General features: G+C 70.4%; 14 protein-coding genes and 1 riboswitch. Of the genes, 9 read left to right on the top strand and 5 right to left on the bottom strand.

Annotated elements, in window-relative coordinates:
* Window positions 1-115: 115 nt before the first annotated feature.
* Window positions 116-352 (bottom strand): hypothetical protein, encoded by a 237-nt coding sequence (locus tag OG568_RS14990; RefSeq protein ID WP_266430178.1) that lies wholly within the window; start codon window positions 350-352, stop codon window positions 116-118.
* 546 nt (window positions 353-898) lie between these two features.
* On the bottom strand, window positions 899-1,405 hold the full coding sequence (locus OG568_RS14985) for a DUF6082 family protein (protein ID WP_329531915.1): 507 nt from the start codon (window positions 1,403-1,405) through the stop codon (window positions 899-901).
* 413 nt (window positions 1,406-1,818) lie between these two features.
* Here OG568_RS14985 and OG568_RS14980 point away from each other — a divergent pair, with 413 nt between their 5' ends.
* Window positions 1,819-2,913, top strand: a complete 1,095-nt coding sequence (locus tag OG568_RS14980; RefSeq protein ID WP_329536360.1) for a CobW family GTP-binding protein — start codon at window positions 1,819-1,821, stop codon at window positions 2,911-2,913.
* Window position 2,914: 1 nt separating this feature from the next.
* Here OG568_RS14980 and OG568_RS14975 read toward each other — a convergent pair whose 3' ends face one another.
* Window positions 2,915-5,374 carry a DNA gyrase/topoisomerase IV subunit A gene (locus tag OG568_RS14975; RefSeq protein ID WP_329531914.1) on the bottom strand — a complete coding sequence of 820 codons (2,460 nt, stop codon included), beginning with the start codon at window positions 5,372-5,374 and terminating at the stop codon, window positions 2,915-2,917.
* Window positions 5,375-5,653: 279 nt separating this feature from the next.
* On the opposite strand from OG568_RS14975, the gene OG568_RS14970 reads away from it, so the two are divergent.
* The 4 genes from OG568_RS14970 (at window position 5,654) to OG568_RS14955 (ending at window position 10,507) form a co-directional block, all read left to right on the top strand.
* Window positions 5,654-6,994, top strand: a complete 1,341-nt coding sequence (locus OG568_RS14970; RefSeq protein WP_329531913.1) for a M16 family metallopeptidase — start codon at window positions 5,654-5,656, stop codon at window positions 6,992-6,994.
* Window positions 6,991-8,379 (top strand): M16 family metallopeptidase, encoded by a 1,389-nt coding sequence (locus tag OG568_RS14965; protein ID WP_329531912.1) that lies wholly within the window; start codon window positions 6,991-6,993, stop codon window positions 8,377-8,379. Before OG568_RS14970 ends, OG568_RS14965 begins: the two co-directional genes overlap by 4 nt.
* Window positions 8,380-8,661: 282 nt before the next feature.
* Window positions 8,662-8,822, top strand: a riboswitch (cyclic di-AMP (ydaO/yuaA leader).
* 12 nt (window positions 8,823-8,834) lie between these two features.
* Window positions 8,835-9,599, top strand: coding sequence for a M23 family metallopeptidase (locus OG568_RS14960; protein ID WP_329531911.1), 765 nt, complete (start codon window positions 8,835-8,837; stop codon window positions 9,597-9,599).
* Window positions 9,600-9,811: 212 nt separating this feature from the next.
* Complete coding sequence (locus OG568_RS14955) at window positions 9,812-10,507, top strand: GntR family transcriptional regulator (RefSeq protein WP_266430163.1); 696 nt, start codon at window positions 9,812-9,814, stop codon at window positions 10,505-10,507.
* A 183-nt stretch (window positions 10,508-10,690) separates the two neighbouring features.
* Here OG568_RS14955 and OG568_RS14950 read toward each other — a convergent pair whose 3' ends face one another.
* A complete protein-coding gene (locus OG568_RS14950) occupies window positions 10,691-10,972 on the bottom strand; it encodes an HPr family phosphocarrier protein (RefSeq protein WP_054229914.1) in 282 nt (93 codons plus the stop codon).
* A 180-nt stretch (window positions 10,973-11,152) separates the two neighbouring features.
* Between OG568_RS14950 and OG568_RS14945 the strand changes: the two genes are divergently transcribed.
* The 4 genes from OG568_RS14945 to OG568_RS14930 all read left to right on the top strand — a co-directional run bounded on the left by OG568_RS14945 (window position 11,153) and on the right by OG568_RS14930 (window position 16,625).
* Window positions 11,153-13,972 carry a bifunctional acetate--CoA ligase family protein/GNAT family N-acetyltransferase gene (locus tag OG568_RS14945; RefSeq protein ID WP_329531910.1) on the top strand — a complete coding sequence of 940 codons (2,820 nt, stop codon included), beginning with the start codon at window positions 11,153-11,155 and terminating at the stop codon, window positions 13,970-13,972.
* A gap of 169 nt (window positions 13,973-14,141) precedes the next feature.
* On the top strand, window positions 14,142-14,729 hold the full coding sequence (locus tag OG568_RS14940; RefSeq protein ID WP_206300944.1) for a DUF5998 family protein: 588 nt from the start codon (window positions 14,142-14,144) through the stop codon (window positions 14,727-14,729).
* Window positions 14,729-15,916 (top strand): alkaline phosphatase family protein, encoded by a 1,188-nt coding sequence (locus OG568_RS14935; RefSeq protein WP_329531909.1) that lies wholly within the window; start codon window positions 14,729-14,731, stop codon window positions 15,914-15,916. Before OG568_RS14940 ends, OG568_RS14935 begins: the two co-directional genes overlap by 1 nt.
* 61 nt (window positions 15,917-15,977) lie before the next feature.
* Window positions 15,978-16,625: a thymidine kinase gene (locus OG568_RS14930; RefSeq protein WP_266430144.1), complete on the top strand. Its 648-nt coding sequence runs from the start codon at window positions 15,978-15,980 to the stop codon at window positions 16,623-16,625.
* A gap of 47 nt (window positions 16,626-16,672) precedes the next feature.
* Here the strand turns inward: OG568_RS14930 and OG568_RS14925 are convergent, their stop codons facing one another.
* A complete protein-coding gene (locus OG568_RS14925; RefSeq protein ID WP_266586578.1) occupies window positions 16,673-17,476 on the bottom strand; it encodes a VOC family protein in 804 nt (267 codons plus the stop codon).
* Between the last annotated feature and the right edge of the window lie 153 nt (window positions 17,477-17,629).

Genomic DNA, 17,629 nt, shown 5'->3' with positions numbered 1-17,629 from the left:
CTGGACGTCGTGGCCCCAGGGGTACCGGGCGGAGCTCTGCCCTTCAGCTGCCCGCGATCGGTTCCTGGAGCCGTGCCTGGAACGATCCCTGGATCAGATCCTGACGGCGGTGACGTCAAGCATCAGGGATGTCCTTCTTCGCTCGGAGCAGGGTCTCGCGCGTGATGATGACGATCCGCTCATAGTCGGCTCGTGCGGCGTCGGACGGGAGCTCGGGGTCGAGTTCCTTGGTGGCCTCGCGCCCAATGACAGCGAAGCTGCCGTCACTGAGCTCGAAGATGTCGGGGCACGACTGGCCAGTGGCGCTGCCGCGCTCGCGTGGTGTAGCCCCGACACGTCGCACGATTTTCACGGAGTGGTACCAACCTTATGGCTCGGACTGATGGGTGTCTCCGAGCTGTGGGGTCCTCGGAGGGTGACTCCGAGCGGAGATGTTCGTCGGAGGCATGCAAGGTGTCTCCGAGCGCAGGGGTGTTCGTCGGAGTGGCCGGAAATCTGGCCAGGCGACAACATAGCGGCTTCTGTTGCCCATGGTGCGCAAAGCAACAACAAGCAGTCGAGTGAAATTCTGCATCTCCCCTTGACGAAAAGTGGCATTGGGGTGATAGGTGCGCATCGGGGTCACTGGCGGCGCACTTCCCGTGCGCTGGATGTCCGGGGCGCGCTGCATCCGAATGGGTGGTGACCTGCGGCGCTATGCCCGACGCCGGAATACCTTCTCCTCGGTGCTGCATATGGGCGCCAGGACACGGTACGCGTCGCCCCGTTGGCCGGGCGACAACTTAGCGGTGTTTGTTGCCGGTAGTGCGCAGAGCGACGGCGAGCAGTCGAGTGATACTCGGTGTGTCCCTGTGAAGGGGGTGCGAGGGGCGTGCGAGGGTGCCGGACGGCGCGAGGGTCACGGCGTTTCCTCGTCGGGCTCCCCCACGACCCACCATTCGTCGGTGTCGGAATCAGTCTGATCCTGGATCAGGCTGTCCATCATCCGGCCCAGTTCGGCCTCTTCGGAGGAGTCGGGCAGGCTCTTGCGGTGGTGCTCCGTCGCCACCCAGTACGCCCGGAAGATCTGGTTCTGGCACATGATGCGGAAGTGGCCGTGCAGCTCCGCACGCGTCAGGGCCCCGATCCGGTGGAAATACAGGGCGTTGATGTAGAGCGCGTTGGCGAACAGGTACTGCCGCTGTTCCTCGGAGGTGATCTCCGTCTCGTACGTGTTCAGGACCGCGGCGAGGGCGGGATCGTCCATGGCCTTGCACAACAGATCGAAATGGAGCCGGTGCTGCTCGGTGAGCACGGCGCGCCTGCGCTGTCGTGAGCTCCGTTCCGTGACGGCGTTGGCCGCGAGGGCGAGCTTGGCCCAGGCAGCTGAGCCGAGCCTCCGTATCGCGGAGTTCCGTGTGGCCATGTCAACCCCCGAATCAGGCGACCGTTCCGCCGGTCGTCGGTTGTGGGGCGACAGGGAGCGGACCGGCGAGCGGTGGGCGGCGCGCTTGCCGTCTCCCAGTTTTGCCGAGCGGCTCTGATCGGCGGGGAGGCGGAGAGGAGGCGCACGGAGGGAAGTGCGGGTCGCGTTTCCCGGCGCCATGCCCAACGTGTGCCCCGCGAGCGCCGCTAACAATCGTTCACTTCGCGGGGATTCCTCCCGCTCGTATCCTTGGTCGGCAGTCATTCCCCGTACGAGCGCCGGTCTACGAGCCGTCCTCGCCCAAGAGCCGGTTCATGAGCCGGTGCACGCGTCGGTGTGAAAGAGGTCGCCCGTTGAGCCAGCCCAGCCCGCAGCAGGTCCCGACCGACCAGAGCACCCGTGACCAGGTCTCCATCGACGTGACTTCCGCCACGCAGATCCCGGTCATCGTCCTCGCCGGCTTCCTCGGCTCAGGAAAGACCACCCTGCTCAACCACCTCCTGCACCGCGGCGGAGGCAGCCGTATCGGCGCCGTCGTCAACGACTTCGGGGCGATCGAGATCGACGCGATGGCCGTGGCCGGGGCGCTCGGCGACTCGACCGTCTCGCTGGGAAACGGATGCCTGTGCTGCGCCGTCGACGCCAGTGAGCTCGACGAGTATCTCGAGCGGCTGACCCGGCCCTCGGCCCGTATCGACGTCATCGTCATCGAGGCGAGCGGCCTCGCCGAGCCCCAGGAGCTCGTGCGGATGGTACTGGCCAGTGAGCATCCCCGGATCGTCTACGGCGGGCTCGTCGAGGTGGTCGACGCGGCCGAGTTCGACGGTACGCGCGAGAAGCATCCTGAGATCGACCGGCATCTCGCCCTCGCCGACCTCGTCGTCGTCAACAAGATCGACCGCGCCGACGACGGCGAGCGCGTGCTGCGCACCGTACGGGAGCTCGTCGACCGGGCCGCCGTCGTGCCCGCCACCTACGGCCGGGTCGACCCCGAGTTCCTCTTCGACCGCAGGCCGAACGAGGAGCGTATCGGGCAGCTGTCCTTCGACGACCTCCCCCGGCACGACGAGGGCGATCCCCACGGGCACCACGACCACCTGCACTCCGCCTACGAATCGCTCTCCTTCACCTCCGAAGTGCCGCTCGGGCCCCGGAAGTTGATGGAATTCCTCGACAGCAGACCCGAGGGGCTCTACCGCATCAAGGGGTACGTCGACTTCGGCGCCCACGACCGCCGCAACCGCTACGCCGTGCACGCCGTCGGGCGGTTCCTGCGCTTCTACCCGGAGCCTTGGGCCCCCTCCGACGCGCGGCTGACCCAGCTCGTGCTCATCGGCTCGGGCATCGACGCGGACGCCCTCGGCAAGGAACTGGAGGCGTGCGAAGAGGACGCCCCACACGCCGACGAACACAGCATGTGGGGCGTCCTCCGCTACGTACAGGACAGCCACGTTCAGGACGCCCACGTACAGGACGAGGAGCCCGACGGTCTCGAAGGGACCGGTTGATCTACACGGGGCCCGCCACCACCGACACCGTCTTCGCCAGGGACACGCCCGAGCCGTCGCGGCGCGGGTCGATCTCCGGCAGCTCGGCCGGTGTGCCGTTCTTCTGCGCGGCCCGCGCCGGAACCGCGCCCGCCCAGGCCAGCGAGAGGCAGTCCTCGCCCTTGAGGAACCGCTGGCAGCGCACGCCACCCGTGGCGCGGCCCTTGCGCGGGTACTGGTCGAAGGGCGTCAGCTTGGCCGTGGTCTGGACGGAGTCGTCCAGCGTGCCGCGCGAGCCCGCCACGGTGAAGACCACCGCGTCCACCGCCGGGTCGACCACGGTGAAGGAGATCACCTTCGCGCCCTCGGTGAGCTTGATGCCCGCCATGCCACCCGCCGCCCGGCCCTGCGGGCGGACCTGCGAGGCCTGGTAGCGCAGCAGCTGGGCGTCGTCGGTGATGAAGACCAGGTCCTCCTCGCCGGTGCGCAGCTCGACCGCGCCGACGATCCTGTCCCCGTCCTTGAGGGTGATGACCTCCAACTCCTCCTTGTTCGATGGGTAGTCGGGGACCACACGCTTCACGACACCCTGCTCGGTGCCGATCGCCAGGCCGGGCGAGGACTCGTCGAGCGTCGTGAGACAGACCACCGTCTCGTCCGGCTCCAGCGAGGACAGGAACTCCGGGATCGGCGCGCCTCCGGAGAGGTTGGGCGCCGCCGCCGTCTCCGGCAGCTGCGGCAGGTCGATCACGTTCAGCCGGAGCAGGCGGCCCGAGGACGTGACCGCGCCGATCTCGCCGCGGGCCGTCGCCGACACCGCGGAGACGATCAGGTCGTGCTTGGTGCGCTTGGCGTCCTCGGCCTCCCCGAAGGGGGCGCCATTGGCCGTACGGGCCAGCAGACCCGTCGAGGACAGCAGCACCCGGCACGGGTCGTCGGCCACCTGGAGAGAGACCGTCGCGGCGGGGGTGCCCGCGGACTCCAGGAGCACCGTACGCCGGTCGGTGCCGAACTTCTTGGCGACCGCGGCCAGTTCCGCGGAGACCAGCTTGCGCAGCTCCGCGTCCGAGTCGAGGATGCCGGTCAGCTCGTCGATCTCTCCGTTGAGCCGGTCGCGCTCCGACTCCAGCTCGATGCGGTCGAACCTGGTCAGACGGCGCAGCGGCGTGTCCAGGATGTACTGCGTCTGGATCTCGGAGAGCGAGAAGCGCTCGATGAGGCGCTCCTTCGCCTGCGCCGAGTTGTCGCTGGAGCGGATGAGGCGGATGACCTCGTCGATGTCCAGGAGGGCGACGAGGAGGCCCTCGACCAGGTGGAGACGGTCGCGCTTCTTGCCGCGGCGGAACTCACTGCGGCGGCGCACGACGTTGAAACGGTGGTCGAGGTAGACCTCGAGGAGCTCCTTGAGGCCCAGGGTGAGCGGCTGGCCGTCCACCAGTGCCACGTTGTTGATGCCGAAGGACTCCTCCATCGGCGTCAGCTTGTAGAGCTGCTCCAGGACCGCCTCCGGCACGAAGCCGTTCTTGATCTCGATGACCAGACGCAGTCCGTGCGAACGGTCGGTGAGGTCCTTCACATCGGCGATGCCCTGCAGCTTCTTGGCGTTGACCAGGTCCTTGATCTTGCTGATCACCTTCTCCGGACCGACGGTGAAGGGCAGCTCGGTGACGACCAGGCCCTTGCGGCGCGCCGTGACGTCCTCCACCGCCACCGTGGCACGGATCTTGAAGGTGCCGCGGCCCGACTCGTAGGCGTCCCTGATCCCGGTCAGGCCGACGATCCGGCCGCCCGTGGGCAGGTCGGGGCCCGGTACGTACTTCATCAGGGTGTCCAGGTCGGCGCCCGGATAGCGGATCAGGTGGCGGGCGGCCGCGATGACCTCGCCGAGGTTGTGCGGCGGCATGTTCGTCGCCATACCGACGGCGATCCCGGACGATCCGTTGACCAGCAGGTTCGGATACGCCGCCGGGAGGACGTCGGGCTCCTGCTCCTGGCCGTCGTAGTTCGGCGTGAAATCGACCGTGTCCTCGTCGATGGACTCGGTCATCAGTGACGTGGCGTCGGCCATCCGGCACTCGGTGTAACGCATGGCGGCCGGCGGGTCGTCATTGCCGAGCGAGCCGAAGTTGCCGTGGCCGTCGACCAGCGGCAGGCGCATGGAGAAAGGCTGGGCCAGGCGCACCAGCGCGTCGTAGATCGACGCGTCGCCGTGCGGGTGGAGCTTACCCATGACCTCGCCGACGACGCGGGCGCACTTCACATAGCCGCGGTCGGGGCGCAGCCCCATCTCGTTCATCTGGTACACGATGCGGCGGTGCACGGGCTTGAGGCCGTCACGGGCGTCCGGCAGGGCTCGCGAATAGATGACCGAGTACGCGTATTCGAGGAAGGAGCCCTGCATCTCGTCCACGACGTCGATGTCGAGGATCTTCTCCTCGTACGAGTCGTCGGGCGGCGGGGTCTTCGTGCTGCGGCGGGCCATCGCTGCTGCGGCTCCTTCACAGTCTCTGCCGGGGCATGAACGGGTTCTGACGCGCACCATTGTGGACCGCCGCACTGACAACGCCGACCGCGACCCGTCCATAGGGGCTTCCCGGAGCCCGGTTCCGATCGCTCACGGCGAACGGAAGTCCGGCCTCCCACCTCAGGAATTCTCGCTCTCGGCGTACGAGGTGCGGGAACTTCGCCACCTGTCGGCGCGCTTGCATACAGTGGCAGGACCGGCAGGAATTCTGCAGTTTCCGCGATCGAAGGGACGTACATGCCCATGGGTCACACGGCCACAGCTGAGGCAGGCTCCGGCGGCCTGACAGCGACAGAGCACCGCCTGGCCAACGGCCTGCGCGTGGTGCTCTCCGAGGACCACCTGACCCCGGTCGCGGCGGTGTGCCTCTGGTACGACGTCGGCTCACGGCACGAGGTCAAGGGCCGTACCGGCCTTGCTCACCTTTTCGAGCACTTGATGTTCCAGGGCTCGGGCCAGGTGAAGGGCAACGGCCACTTCGAACTGGTGCAGGGCGCGGGTGGCTCCCTCAACGGAACGACCAGTTTCGAGCGCACCAACTACTTCGAGACGATGCCCGCCCACCAGCTGGAGCTCGCGCTCTGGCTGGAGGCCGACCGCATGGGCTCGCTGCTGGCCGCGCTCGACGACGAGTCCATGGAGAACCAGCGGGACGTCGTCAAGAACGAGCGCCGCCAGCGCTACGACAACGTGCCCTACGGCACCGCTTTCGAGAAGCTGACCGGGCTCGCCTACCCCGAGGGCCACCCGTACCACCACACCCCGATCGGGTCGATGGCGGACCTGGACGCGGCGACCCTGGAGGACGCCCGCGCCTTCTTCCGCACCTACTACGCGCCGAACAACGCGGTGCTCTCCGTGGTCGGGGACATCGACCCGGAGCAGACGCTCGCCTGGATCGAGAAGTACTTCGGCTCCATCCCCGGGCACGACGGCAAGCCCGCCCCGCGCGACGGCGCGCTGCCCGAGGTCATCGGCGAGCAGCTGCGCGAGGTCGTCGAGGAGGAGGTTCCGGCGCGCGCCCTGATGGCCGCCTACCGGCTCCCGGAGGACGGCACGCGCGCGGCCGACGCGGCCGACGTGGCGCTCACCATCCTCGGTGGCGGCGAGTCGTCCCGGCTCTACAACCGGCTCGTACGCCGTGACCGCACCGCCGTCGCGGCCGGGTTCGGGCTGCTGCGGCTCGCCGGAGCGCCGTCCCTGGGCTGGCTGGACGTGAAGACGTCCGGTGACGTCGAGGTCCCGGTGATCGAGTCCGCCGTCGACGAGGAGCTCGCCCGGTTCGCCGAGGAGGGCCCCACGGACGAGGAAATGGAGCGCGCCCAGGCCCAGTTGGAGCGCGAGTGGCTGGACCGGCTGGGCACGGTCGCGGGCCGCGCCGACGAACTGTGCCGGTACGCGGTCCTGTTCGGCGACCCCCAGCTCGCCCTGACGGCCGTACAGCGCGTCCTGGACATCACGGCCCAGGAGGTCAAGGAGGTCGCCAAGTCCCGTCTGCGCCCCGACAACCGCGCGGTGCTCGTGTACGAGCCGATCGCTGCCGACACCACCGAAGAGGACGAGGAGGCGGCGAAGTGACCGAGCTCGCCACCATGGACTTCCACCCGCAGCCCCAGGCCGGCCGGCCCAAGCCCTGGGCCTTCCCGGCGCCCGAGCGCGGCACGCTGGACAACGGCCTGACCGTGCTGCGCTGCCACCGCCCCGGCCAGCAGGTCGTCGCCGTCGAGGTGCTGCTCGCCGCGCCGCTGGAGGCCGAGCCCGCGGGCCTCGACGGCGTCGCCACGATCATGGCGCGCGCCTTCTCCGAGGGCACCGACAAGCTCTCCGCCGAGGAGTTCGCCGCGGAGCTGGAGCGCTGCGGCGCCACTCTCGACGCGCACGCCGACCACCCCGGCGTACGGCTGTCGCTCGAAGTGCCCGTCTCGCGCCTGCCCAAGGCGCTCGGTCTGCTCGCCGACGCCCTGGCGGCACCGGCGTTCGCGGACAGCGAGGTCGAGCGACTGGTGCGCAACCGGCTCGACGAGATCCCGCACGAGACGGCCAACCCGGCCCGCCGCGCCGCCAAGGAGCTCTCCAAGGAGCTGTTCCCGGCGACCTCGCGCATGTCGCGCCCGCGCCAGGGCACCGAGGAAACCGTCCAGAAGATCGACTCGGCGGCCGTCCGCGCCTTCTACGACAAGCACGTGCGTCCCGCCACGGCCACCACCGTGATCGTCGGCGACCTGACCGGCGTCGACCTCGACGAGCTGCTCGCCGAGACGCTCGGCGACTGGACCGGCTCGTCCGGCGAGCCGCGCCCCGTGCCGTCGGTCACCGCCGACGACACCGGCCGCGTGATCATCGTGGACCGCCCCGGCGCGGTCCAGACGCAGCTGCTCATCGGCCGCGTCGGCGCCGACCGGCACGACCGTGTGTGGCCCGCCCAGGTGCTCGGCACGTACTGCCTCGGCGGCACCCTCACCTCGCGTCTGGACCGCGTCCTGCGCGAGGAGAAGGGCTACACCTACGGTGTGCGGGCGTTCGGCCAGGTCCTGCGGGCCGCTCCGGACGGAACCGGTATCGCGATGCTCGCCATCAGCGGTTCCGTGGACACCCCGAACACCGGCCCGGCGCTCGACGACCTCTGGAAGGTGCTGCGCACCCTCGCCGCCGAGGGGCTGACGGACGCCGAGCGCGACATCGCCGTGCAGAACCTGGTGGGGGTGGCGCCCCTCAAGTTCGAGACCGCGGCGGCCGTCGCGGGCACGCTCGCGGACCAGGTCGAGCAGTACCTGCCGGACGACTACCAGGCGACGCTGTACCAGCAGCTCGCCGCGACCGGCACCGTGGAGGCCACCGCGGCCGCCGTGAGCGCGTTCCCGGTGGACCGTCTGGTGACCGTCCTCGTCGGTGACGCCGCGCAGATCCAGGAGCCCGTCAAGGCCCTCGGAATCGGTCAAGTGACCGTCGTGTCGGCGGAGTAGAGGCTCAACAGAGGCCGGCGGGACGTCGGCCGGAAGCGGAGCCGCACGCGGAGCGGAAGAGCGCGACTCCGTAGGGCCCGGGTGACTGAAGAGTCGCCCGGGCCCCTTTTTGCTCGGATTTTCGCCCGGGCCTCATCCCCAAGATGTCCGTATTGGTAGGGAGGTTGCCCGTCTGCCCTGTGGCATGCACTACAAAAGCCGTGATCCGTTTGTTGATTGAAAGACGCCCCGTCTAGCGTCGGTCCGGCTGTTCGTCAGGCAGTGCGCCGCGCCCGCGGCACCGGACAGTCATCGCCGAGTCCCCGTACGGCGCGAGCCAGGGGAGCCGGGGACCCACACGCAGTCCCTGGGGTGAATCGGACGCCCTCCCCGGAGGGAGTCCGTAGGAGACCTTCCTGCTCCGAACCCGTCAGCTAACCCGGTAGGCGAGAGGGAAGGAAAGGATCAGCCCCTACATGGCGTTCACCTGTGGCCCCGGGAAACACCGCCGTCCGAGCCGCGTGAAGCGCTCCACCACGAACGCCGTCGGCGTCGCCGCGCTCACCACCACCGGTGTCATCGGAACCCTGGCCGCTCCGGCGCTCGCCGCGGACGCCTCCGTCGAGCAGACCGGACTGACCCAGGCCGTCACCCTCGGGGACAAGGTCGCCGCCCAGATCGACGCGCAGGCCGCCGCCCAGCAGCGCGCCGCCGACGAGGCCGCCGCGCGCAAGAAGGCCGAGGAAGCCGCGCGGAAGAGGGCCGCCGAGGAGGCGAAGAAGGAGCGCGAGGCCAAGGAGCGTGCCGCCCGTGCCGCCGAGCGCAAGCGTCTCAACACCTTCGTCCTGCCGATCACCGGCTCGTACATCTCCACCGGCTACAAGACCGGTGGCAGCCTCTGGTCCTCCGGCAGTCACACCGGCGTCGACTTCCACGCCGCCTCCGGGACCTCGGTCCACGCGGTCGGCTCCGGCACGGTCGTCACGGCCGGCTGGGGCGGCGCCTACGGCAACCAGATCGTCCTGAAGATGCACGACGGCACCTACACGATGTACGGCCATCTGTCGTCCATCGGCGTCTTTGTGGGGCAGACGGTCACCCCGGGCCAGCAGATCGGCCTCTCCGGCTCCACCGGGAACACCACCGGGCCGCACCTCCACTTCGAGGCCCGCACGACGGCGGAGTACGGCTCCGACATGGACCCGGTCGCCTACCTCCGCGCGCACGGCGTGAACGTCTGACGCCCGTACACCCCGAACGTCCGACGACCGGCGTCAACACTTCAGAAGCCCCGGCTCCCCCGAGCCGGGGCTTCGTCGTTTCGAACGGCTGTCTGTCCAAAAAATATCCATGGATTCCGGCCCGCCATCGGAAATTCCGGCTCTCTGCAATAGAGTCGGTGAACAAGCGTCAATCGACCGCGTTTCGCGGGGATTAAGGCGGAGGTCCGGTCATGCGCGTTCCCGCGCACTCGGTATGCACGGCGATCCGTGATGACATCGTCGCGGGTGTCTACGAGCGCGGCAGCCGGCTCACCGAGGAACTACTCGCGCGTCGCTACGGCGTCTCGCGGGTCCCCGTGCGCGAGGCCCTGCGCACGCTGGAGGCCGAGGGCTTCGTCGTCACCCGTCGGCACGCGGGCGCGTGCGTCGCGGAGCCCACCGAGCAGGAGGCGGCGGACCTGCTGGAGATGCGCATGCTCCTGGAGCCGCTGGGCGCCGCCAGGGCCGCGCAGCGGCGCACCGAGGCCCACCTCAAGGTGCTTCGAGGCCTGGTCAGACTGGGCCAGGAGCGGGCCAGGAGGGGGAACAGCGAGGATCTGCGCTCGCTCGGCGGCTGGTTCCACGAGACCCTCGCGCAGGCCTCCGGAAGCCCCGCTCTGACCTCTACGCTGGCCCAGCTGCGGCACAAGATCGCCTGGATGTACGCGGTCGAGGCGCCGGCCAACCCGGCGGAGTCCTGGGCGGAGCACGGCGGGATCGTGGACGCGGTGGCGCGCGGCGACAGCGAGCGGGCGCGGGCCGTCACGGCGCTGCACACGGAGCGCGCGGCGGTCGCGCACCGGCTGCGTTTTCCCGGCGGGGGAGATCGTCCGGAGCGCGTGAGGACTTCGCAACATCCCGTAAACATGACGGGCGTGCGTCATTAACACCGGCACCGTATACAAAGAGGGGTAATTCGCGGGGGATTATTTCCGCTGCCCGCAATTAGGAAAAGCGAAGGGCCCGCCCGATGTTTTCAGGCGAGCCCTTCGAATGCGTACGGGGCGGGGTCTTTTGGTGCGAAGACCACCCCGGCCATCAATTCGGGAACCCCGGGTGGGGGCTCCTTCTCAGACGGTCTCGGGGAGCTCCTCGAGACCCTCCGCCACCAGCTTCGCCAGCCGGTCGAGCGCGGCGTCCGCACCCTCGGCGTCCGAGGCGAGGACGATCTCCTCGCCGCCCTGGGCGCCGAGGCCGAGGACCGCCAGCATGGAGGCCGCGTTGACGGGGTTGCCCTCCGCCTTGGCGATCGTCACGGGGATACCGGAGGCCGTGGCCGCCCGGACGAAGATGGAGGCGGGACGGGCGTGGAGGCCCTCGGCCCAGCCGACGTTGACGCGGCGCTCAGCCATGTGATGCTGCCCTTCAGGTGTTCAGGGTTGTCTAGACCAGTGTTCCACAACGTGAAGCGAGTCCGGGGAAAGGTGTTGTTCCTCTCCCGGACTCCGACGTCGGATCCCGGCCTGGATCCGACGTCGGTGCCCTCAGCCTGCCCCGCGCCGTTGTCGGACGCGAGCCGTACTCTGGGCCCCATGCAGACCTCGTCGGACCGGCACGAGTACCCCTCCCACTGGGAGGCCGACGTGGTGCTGCGCGACGGCGGCACCGCCCGCATCAGGCCCATCACCGTCGACGACGCCGAGCGGCTGGTGAGCTTCTACGAGCAGGTCTCGGACGAGTCGAAGTACTACCGCTTCTTCGCGCCCTACCCGCGCCTGTCCGCCAAGGATGTCCACCGCTTCACGCACCACGACTTTGTGGACAGGGTGGGACTCGCGGCCACGGTCGGCGGCGAGTTCATCGCCACCGTACGCTATGACCGTATTAATGCCGATGGTCGGGCCGCCTCCGCACCCGCCGACGAGGCCGAGGTCGCCTTCCTCGTGCAGGACGCCCACCAGGGCCGCGGCGTCGCCTCGGCCCTCCTGGAGCACATCGCGGCCGTCGCCAGGGAGCGGGACATCCGCCGGTTCGCCGCCGAGGTGCTGCCCGCCAACACCAAGATGATCAAGGTGTTCACGGACGCCGGGTACCAGCAGAAGCGGCACTTCGAGGACGGCGTCGTCCGCCTGGAGTTCGACCTCGAACCCACCGACCGCTCGCTCGCCGTGCAGCGCGCGCGGGAGCAGCGCGCCGAGGCACGGTCCGTGCAGCGCCTGCTCGCGCCCGGCTCGGTCGCCGTCATCGGAGCGGGCCGTACCCCCGGCGGGGTGGGACGCAGCGTCCTCGACAACCTGCGCGCGGCCGGGTTCACCGGACGCCTGTACGCCGTGAACAAGGCGCTCCAGGAGAAGGAGCTCGCCGGGGTCCCGGCCCACCGCTCCGTCCGTGACATCGCCGAGCCCGTCGACCTCGCGGTCGTCGCCGTGCCCGCGCCGTACGTCCCCGAGGTCGTCGCGGAGTGCGGCGAGCACGGGGTACAGGGCATCGTGGTCGTCTCCGCCGGGTACGCCGAGAGCGGCCCCGCCGGACGCGAGCGCCAGCGCGCACTCGTCCGCCAGGCCCGTACGTACGGGATGCGCATCATCGGGCCGAACGCCTTCGGGATCATCAACACCTCCCCCGAGGTGCGCCTCAACGCCTCGCTCGCGCCCGAGATGCCGCGCCCCGGGCGGATAGGCCTGTTCGCCCAGTCCGGCGCGATCGGGATCGCCCTGCTCTCCCGGCTGCACCGGCGAGGCGGCGGCGTCACCGGCGTGACCGGAGTGTCCACCTTCGTCTCCTCCGGGAACCGGGCGGACGTGTCCGGCAACGACGTACTCCAGTACTGGTACGACGACCCGGACACCGACGTCGCCCTGATGTACCTCGAATCCATCGGCAACCCGCGCAAGTTCACCCGCCTCGCCCGGCGGACGGCGGCGGCCAAGCCGCTGGTCGTGGTCCAGGGCGCGCGGCACGCCGCCGCTCCCCAGGGGCATGCCGTACGGGCCACACGGCTGCCGCACGCCACCGTGTCCGCGCTGCTGCGGCAGGCCGGGGTGATCCGGGTCGACACGATCACCGAGCTGGTCGACGCGGGGCTCCTGCTGGCCCGCCAGCCGCTTCCCGAGGGACCCCGGGTGGCGATCCTCGGCAACTCGGAGTCCCTCGGGCTGTTGACGTTCGACGCGTGCCTCGCCGAAGGACTGCGACCGCTGCCTCCCCTGGATCTGACCACGGCGGCTTCGGCGGACGACTTCCACCGGGCCCTGACGCACGCCCTCGCCGATGACCGGTGCGACATCGTGGTGGTGACCGCCATACCTGCGGTGGGGGAGACGTCGGCCCAGGACACGGCCCTGGCAAAGGCCCTGCGGTCGGCCTCGGCCTCGGCCCCGGCGAAGCCGGTGCTCGTGGTGCACGTCGAGCTCGGTGGACTCGCGGAGGCCCTGTCCGCGGCGGCCAGCACCGCACCACAGACGGCGTCCACGGCACCCGGCGCGGGCCAGACACCCCGTCCCGCCGAACGCCCGGCCGCCGCGGTGAGCGCCCCCTCGCAGGCGAGCCCCCGGCTCATCCCCGCCTACCCCGCCGCCGAGCGTGCCGTCCGCGCCCTCGCCGAGGCCGTGAAGTACGCCCAGTGGCGGCGTGAGGTGGCCGACCCCGGCAAGGTCCCCGAGTACGAGGACATCGACGAGAAGGGTGCCGCCGAGCAGATCGACGAGGTGCTCTCCCGGGGCTCCGGACTGACGCTCGCCCCCGAGGCCGCCTGTGTGCTGCTCGGGCGGTACGGCATCGACGTACACCAGGCGCGGCCCGCGCCGACACCCGACGAGGCCGCCGCGGCCGCGCGGACCCTCGGCTACCCGGTGGCCCTCAAGACCACCGCTCCGCACCTGAGGCACCGCGCCGACCTGGGCGGCGTACGCCTGGATCTGACGGACGAGGCGCAACTGAGAAGGGCGTACGTGGAGTTGACCGACCTCTTCGGGACGCCGGAGGTGCTGCGCCCGGTCGTGCAGGGCATGGCGCCGCGCGGGGTCGACACGGTCGTACGGGCCGTCATCGACCCGGCGGCCGGAGCGGTGCTCTCGTTCGGTCTCGCCGGAGCCGCGTCGGAGCTGCTCGGGGACACGGCACACCGGCTGGTTCCGGTCACCGACCGGGACGCGAGCTCGCTGGTCCGGTCGATCCGGACGGCGCCGCTCCTGTTCGGCTGGCGGGGCTCGGCGCCGGTCGACACCGCGGCCCTGGAAGAGCTGATGCTGCGCGTCTCGCGGCTGGTCGACGACCATCCCGAGGTCGTCGCCGTCTCCCTGGAGCCCGTGGTGGTCGCCCCGCGCGGCCTGAGCGTGCTCGGCGCCACCGTGCGGCTGGCCCGCGCCCCCGTCCGCGACGACCTCGGCCCCCGCACGCTTCCCGTCGTCTGAGCCGTACCGGTCCCGTCGCCCGAGCCGTGCCGTCCCGCGCCGTCCCATGCCGGCCCGTCCTGCGAGCCGCACCGGCGCCCGCCGCCGTCGACGATTCGTTCTGATCCGTCCACGACAGACACCCGCGAGCGGTGCCTCGCAGTCAGTGGGCCACCGTAGGATGGACGTCATGGCCAAGACCAGTACGACGACCCAGGGGCTGCGAGCGGCGATCGAGCGCAGCGGCTACTACCCGGCCCTCGTGGCCGAGGCGGTGGAGGCCGCGATCGGCGGCGACACCATCCGGTCGTACCTGGTCCATCAGGAGACGACGTTCGACGCCAACGAGGTGCGCCGGCACGTGACCGTGCTCGTCCTCACCGGCAACCGCTTCATCGTGAGCCACACCGACGAGCAGAACGCGGACACGACCTCACCGACGCCCTACGCCACCACATCGACCGAGTCGGTGAAACTCGGCCGGATCTCGTCGGTCGTCGTCAGCCGCGTCGTCGCCAACCCGGAGTCGTACACGCCGGGCACACTGCCCCGCGAGGTCGTCCTGACCATCGGCTGGGGCGCGGTCTCCCGCATCGACCTGGAGCCCGCGGCGTGCGGCGACCCCAACTGCGAGGCGGACCACGGCTACACAGGCAACTCGACGGCGGACGACCTGAGCCTGCGCGTCAGCGAGGCCGGGGACGGTCCGGAGACGGTGCGCCAGGCTCTCGCCTTCGCGCAGTCCCTCTCCGAGGCGACCGCGGACGTCGCCCGCTGATGGCGCTGCCCACCTGGGACCACCCGGAACCGCTGGCCATCGATTCCGCGCCCGTCCCCGAGTACGGCGCGGGCTCGCTCGCCGATCTGCTGCCCACCCTCGCCGCCGGCATGGGCGTCCCCGGTATGAGCACCGCCATACCGGAGCTGACCGGGGCCGACCGGAACTGCGTCTTCCTGATCGACGGTCTCGGCTGGGAGCAGCTGAAGGCGCACCCGGACGAGGCCCCCTTCATGAGCTCCCTCCTCGGGAGCTCGCGCGGCGGCACGGGCCGCCCGCTCACCGCGGGCTACCCGGCGACCACCGCGACCTCCCTGGCCTCCGTCGGCACGGGCCTGCCGCCCGGCGCGCACGGCCTGCCCGGCTACACCGTGCGCAACCCGAGGACCGGCGAGCTGATGAACCAGCTGCGCTGGAGTCCCTGGACGGAACCCCGCGTCTGGCAGCCGTACCCCACTGTCTTCCAGCTCGCGGACGCGGCGGGCGTGCACACGGCCCAGGTCTCGTCCCCGACCTTCCAGAACACCCCGCTCACCAAGATCGCCCTGAGCGGCGGATCGTTCCACGGGCGGCTGTCGGGCGAGGAGCGCATGGACCTCGCGGCCGAACAACTGGCTGCCGGTGACCGCTCGTTGGTGTACACCTACTACGCCGAGGTGGACGGCAAGGGCCACCGCTTCGGCGTCGACTCGGACCCCTGGCGCGGCCAGCTGATGTACGTCGACCGCCTGGTCCAGCGCCTCGCGGAGCAACTGCCGCCGCGCGCGGCGCTGTACGTCACCGCCGACCACGGCATGATCGACATCCCCTTCGACGAGCAGCACCGCATCGACTTCGACGAGGACTGGGAGCTGCGCGCGGGAGTCGCCCTGCTGGGTGGCGAGGCCCGGGCCCGGCACGTGTACGCCGTCCCCGGTGCCGAGGCGGACGTCCTGACCTGCTGGCGCGAGGTGCTCGGCGAGCAGTTCTGGGTGGCTTCGCGTGACGAGGCGATCGCGGCGGGCTGGTTCGGGCCGCAGGTCGACGAACGGGTGTACGCCCGGATCGGAGACGTCGTGGCGGCGGCCTGCGACGACGTCCTGATCATCGCGTCCGAGCGGGAGCCGAAGGAGTCGGCGATGGTCGGCAACCACGGTTCGATGGTGCCGGCGGAGCAATATGTTCCGCTCCTGGAAGTACGTACCTGACCCCTCCCCGCCCCTCTCCCTCCGCCTGCCCCCCTTCTTGCCGAAAGGTGCTCAACTCCCCATGCCCGAGCTGGTGTTCTTCTCCGGAACGATGGACTGCGGGAAGTCGACGCTGGCTCTCCAGATCGAGCACAACCGCTCGGCCCGGGGCCTGCAGGGCATGATCTTCACGCGCGACGACCGCGCGGGAGAGGGCAAGCTCTCCTCCCGCCTCGGCCTGGTCACGGACGCCGTGGAGGTCGCCGACGACCAGGACCTGTACGCCTACCTCGTCGACCACCTCTCCCAGGGCGGCCGGGCGGACTACGTGATCGCGGACGAGGCCCAGTTCCTGGCTCCCGGACAGATCGACCAACTGGCCCGGGTGGTCGACGACCTGGGTGTCGACGTCTTCGCCTTCGGTATCACCACCGACTTCCGCTCCAAGCTCTTCCCGGGCTCCCAGCGCCTCGTGGAGCTCGCCGACCGGGTCGAGGTCCTCCAGGTCGAGGCCCTGTGCTGGTGCGGCGCCCGCGCCACCCACAACGCCCGCACGATAGGGGGCGAAATGGTCGTCGAGGGCGCCCAGGTGGTCGTGGGCGACGTCAATCAGGCGGAGGACATCGGCTACGAGGTCCTGTGCCGCCGACACCACCGGCGCCGGATGACGGCGGCGACGGCCCGCGCGGGCGCCCTCTCGCCGGACGTACTGCCGATCGCCTCCGCCTGACCCTTCGTACGGATCATCGCTCTGCGGCCGTTACCGCTCCGCGCCGATCACCGTTCGGTGCGGATCACCGAGAACACCGCGCCCTCCGGGTCCGCCACCGTGGCCACCCGTCCGTAGGGCGAGTCGTGGGCCGCCTTGAGGAGGTGTCCGCCGAGGTGGGTGGCCTCGGCGACGGCCTCGTCCACGTCCGCGACCTCGAAGTACGTCAGCCAGTGCGAGCCGCGGTCGCGGGGCAGCCCGTGGCCGACTCCGTGCATGCCGGCCACCGGGCGGCCGTCGATGTGCAGGGTCACGTAGTCGAAGTCGGCCGAGACGACCGCCTCCGGCTCGTGTCCGAAGACCCCCTGGTAGAACTTGACGACGCTCTCGGTGTCCCGGGTCAGCAACTCGATCCAGGCGGGCGTGCCGTGCACCCCGTGGAGCGCCGTGCCCAGATGGGCCGCCGCCTGCCAGACCCCGAAGACGGCGCCTGTGGGGTCCGAGGCGATCAGCAGTCGCCCGGCCTCTCCGGCGTCCAAGGGGCCCACGCCCACGGTGCCGCCGCAATGCCGTACCGACTCGGCGGTGTGGTTCACGTCCTCCGAGGCGAAATACGGCGTCCAGGCGACCGGCAGATGCCGGTCGGGTGGCATCTGTCCGATCCCCGCCACCTCGTGGCCGTCGAGCAGGGCCCGCACATAAGGGCCGAGCTGCCGCGGGCCCGGCTGGAACTCCCAGCCGAACAGCTCTCCGTAGAACTCCTGGGTCGTCGCCATTCCGTGCACCATCAGGCTCACCCAGCAGGGCACGCCGGGCGCGTGCCGAGCGTTCGTGGTGCCTTTCGGGCCGGCCGACTCCCGTGCCTCGGTCATCGTCACTCTCTTCTCGGCCCCTCGCGGTGGCCGTTCACCTTCCGCCTACCAACCGCGTACCGCAATCGCGCGCGTGCACGCCCCGTGCCGATGCTCGCACCACCCGTCACCCTGCGCGCCCCGACGGCGTCGTCGTGTAGCGGCCCACCGCCG

Source organism: Streptomyces sp. NBC_01450, from assembly GCF_036227505.1.
Classification (GTDB): Bacteria; Actinomycetota; Actinomycetes; order Streptomycetales; family Streptomycetaceae; genus Streptomyces.
Note: the sequence above shows the minus strand (reverse complement) of the source record. Positions and strands in the feature narration are given on the sequence as shown.

Bases quoted from the DNA above. Each gene is read 5' to 3' on its own strand.
- OG568_RS14945 (WP_329531910.1), top strand. From the start codon at position 11,153: ATGCAGACCTCGTCGGACCGGCACGAGTACCCCTCCCACTGGGAGGCC.
- OG568_RS14985 (WP_329531915.1), bottom strand. From the start codon at position 1,405: ATGGCCACACGGAACTCCGCGATACGGAGGCTCGGCTCAGCTGCCTGG.
- OG568_RS14935 (WP_329531909.1), top strand. From the start codon at position 14,729: ATGGCGCTGCCCACCTGGGACCACCCGGAACCGCTGGCCATCGATTCC.
- OG568_RS14970 (WP_329531913.1), top strand. From the start codon at position 5,654: ATGCCCATGGGTCACACGGCCACAGCTGAGGCAGGCTCCGGCGGCCTG.
- OG568_RS14960 (WP_329531911.1), top strand. From the start codon at position 8,835: ATGGCGTTCACCTGTGGCCCCGGGAAACACCGCCGTCCGAGCCGCGTG.
- OG568_RS14955 (WP_266430163.1), top strand. From the start codon at position 9,812: ATGCGCGTTCCCGCGCACTCGGTATGCACGGCGATCCGTGATGACATC.
- OG568_RS14975 (WP_329531914.1), bottom strand. From the start codon at position 5,374: ATGGCCCGCCGCAGCACGAAGACCCCGCCGCCCGACGACTCGTACGAG.
- OG568_RS14925 (WP_266586578.1), bottom strand. From the start codon at position 17,476: ATGACCGAGGCACGGGAGTCGGCCGGCCCGAAAGGCACCACGAACGCT.
- OG568_RS14940 (WP_206300944.1), top strand. From the start codon at position 14,142: ATGGCCAAGACCAGTACGACGACCCAGGGGCTGCGAGCGGCGATCGAG.
- OG568_RS14930 (WP_266430144.1), top strand. From the start codon at position 15,978: ATGCCCGAGCTGGTGTTCTTCTCCGGAACGATGGACTGCGGGAAGTCG.
- OG568_RS14950 (WP_054229914.1), bottom strand. From the start codon at position 10,972: ATGGCTGAGCGCCGCGTCAACGTCGGCTGGGCCGAGGGCCTCCACGCC.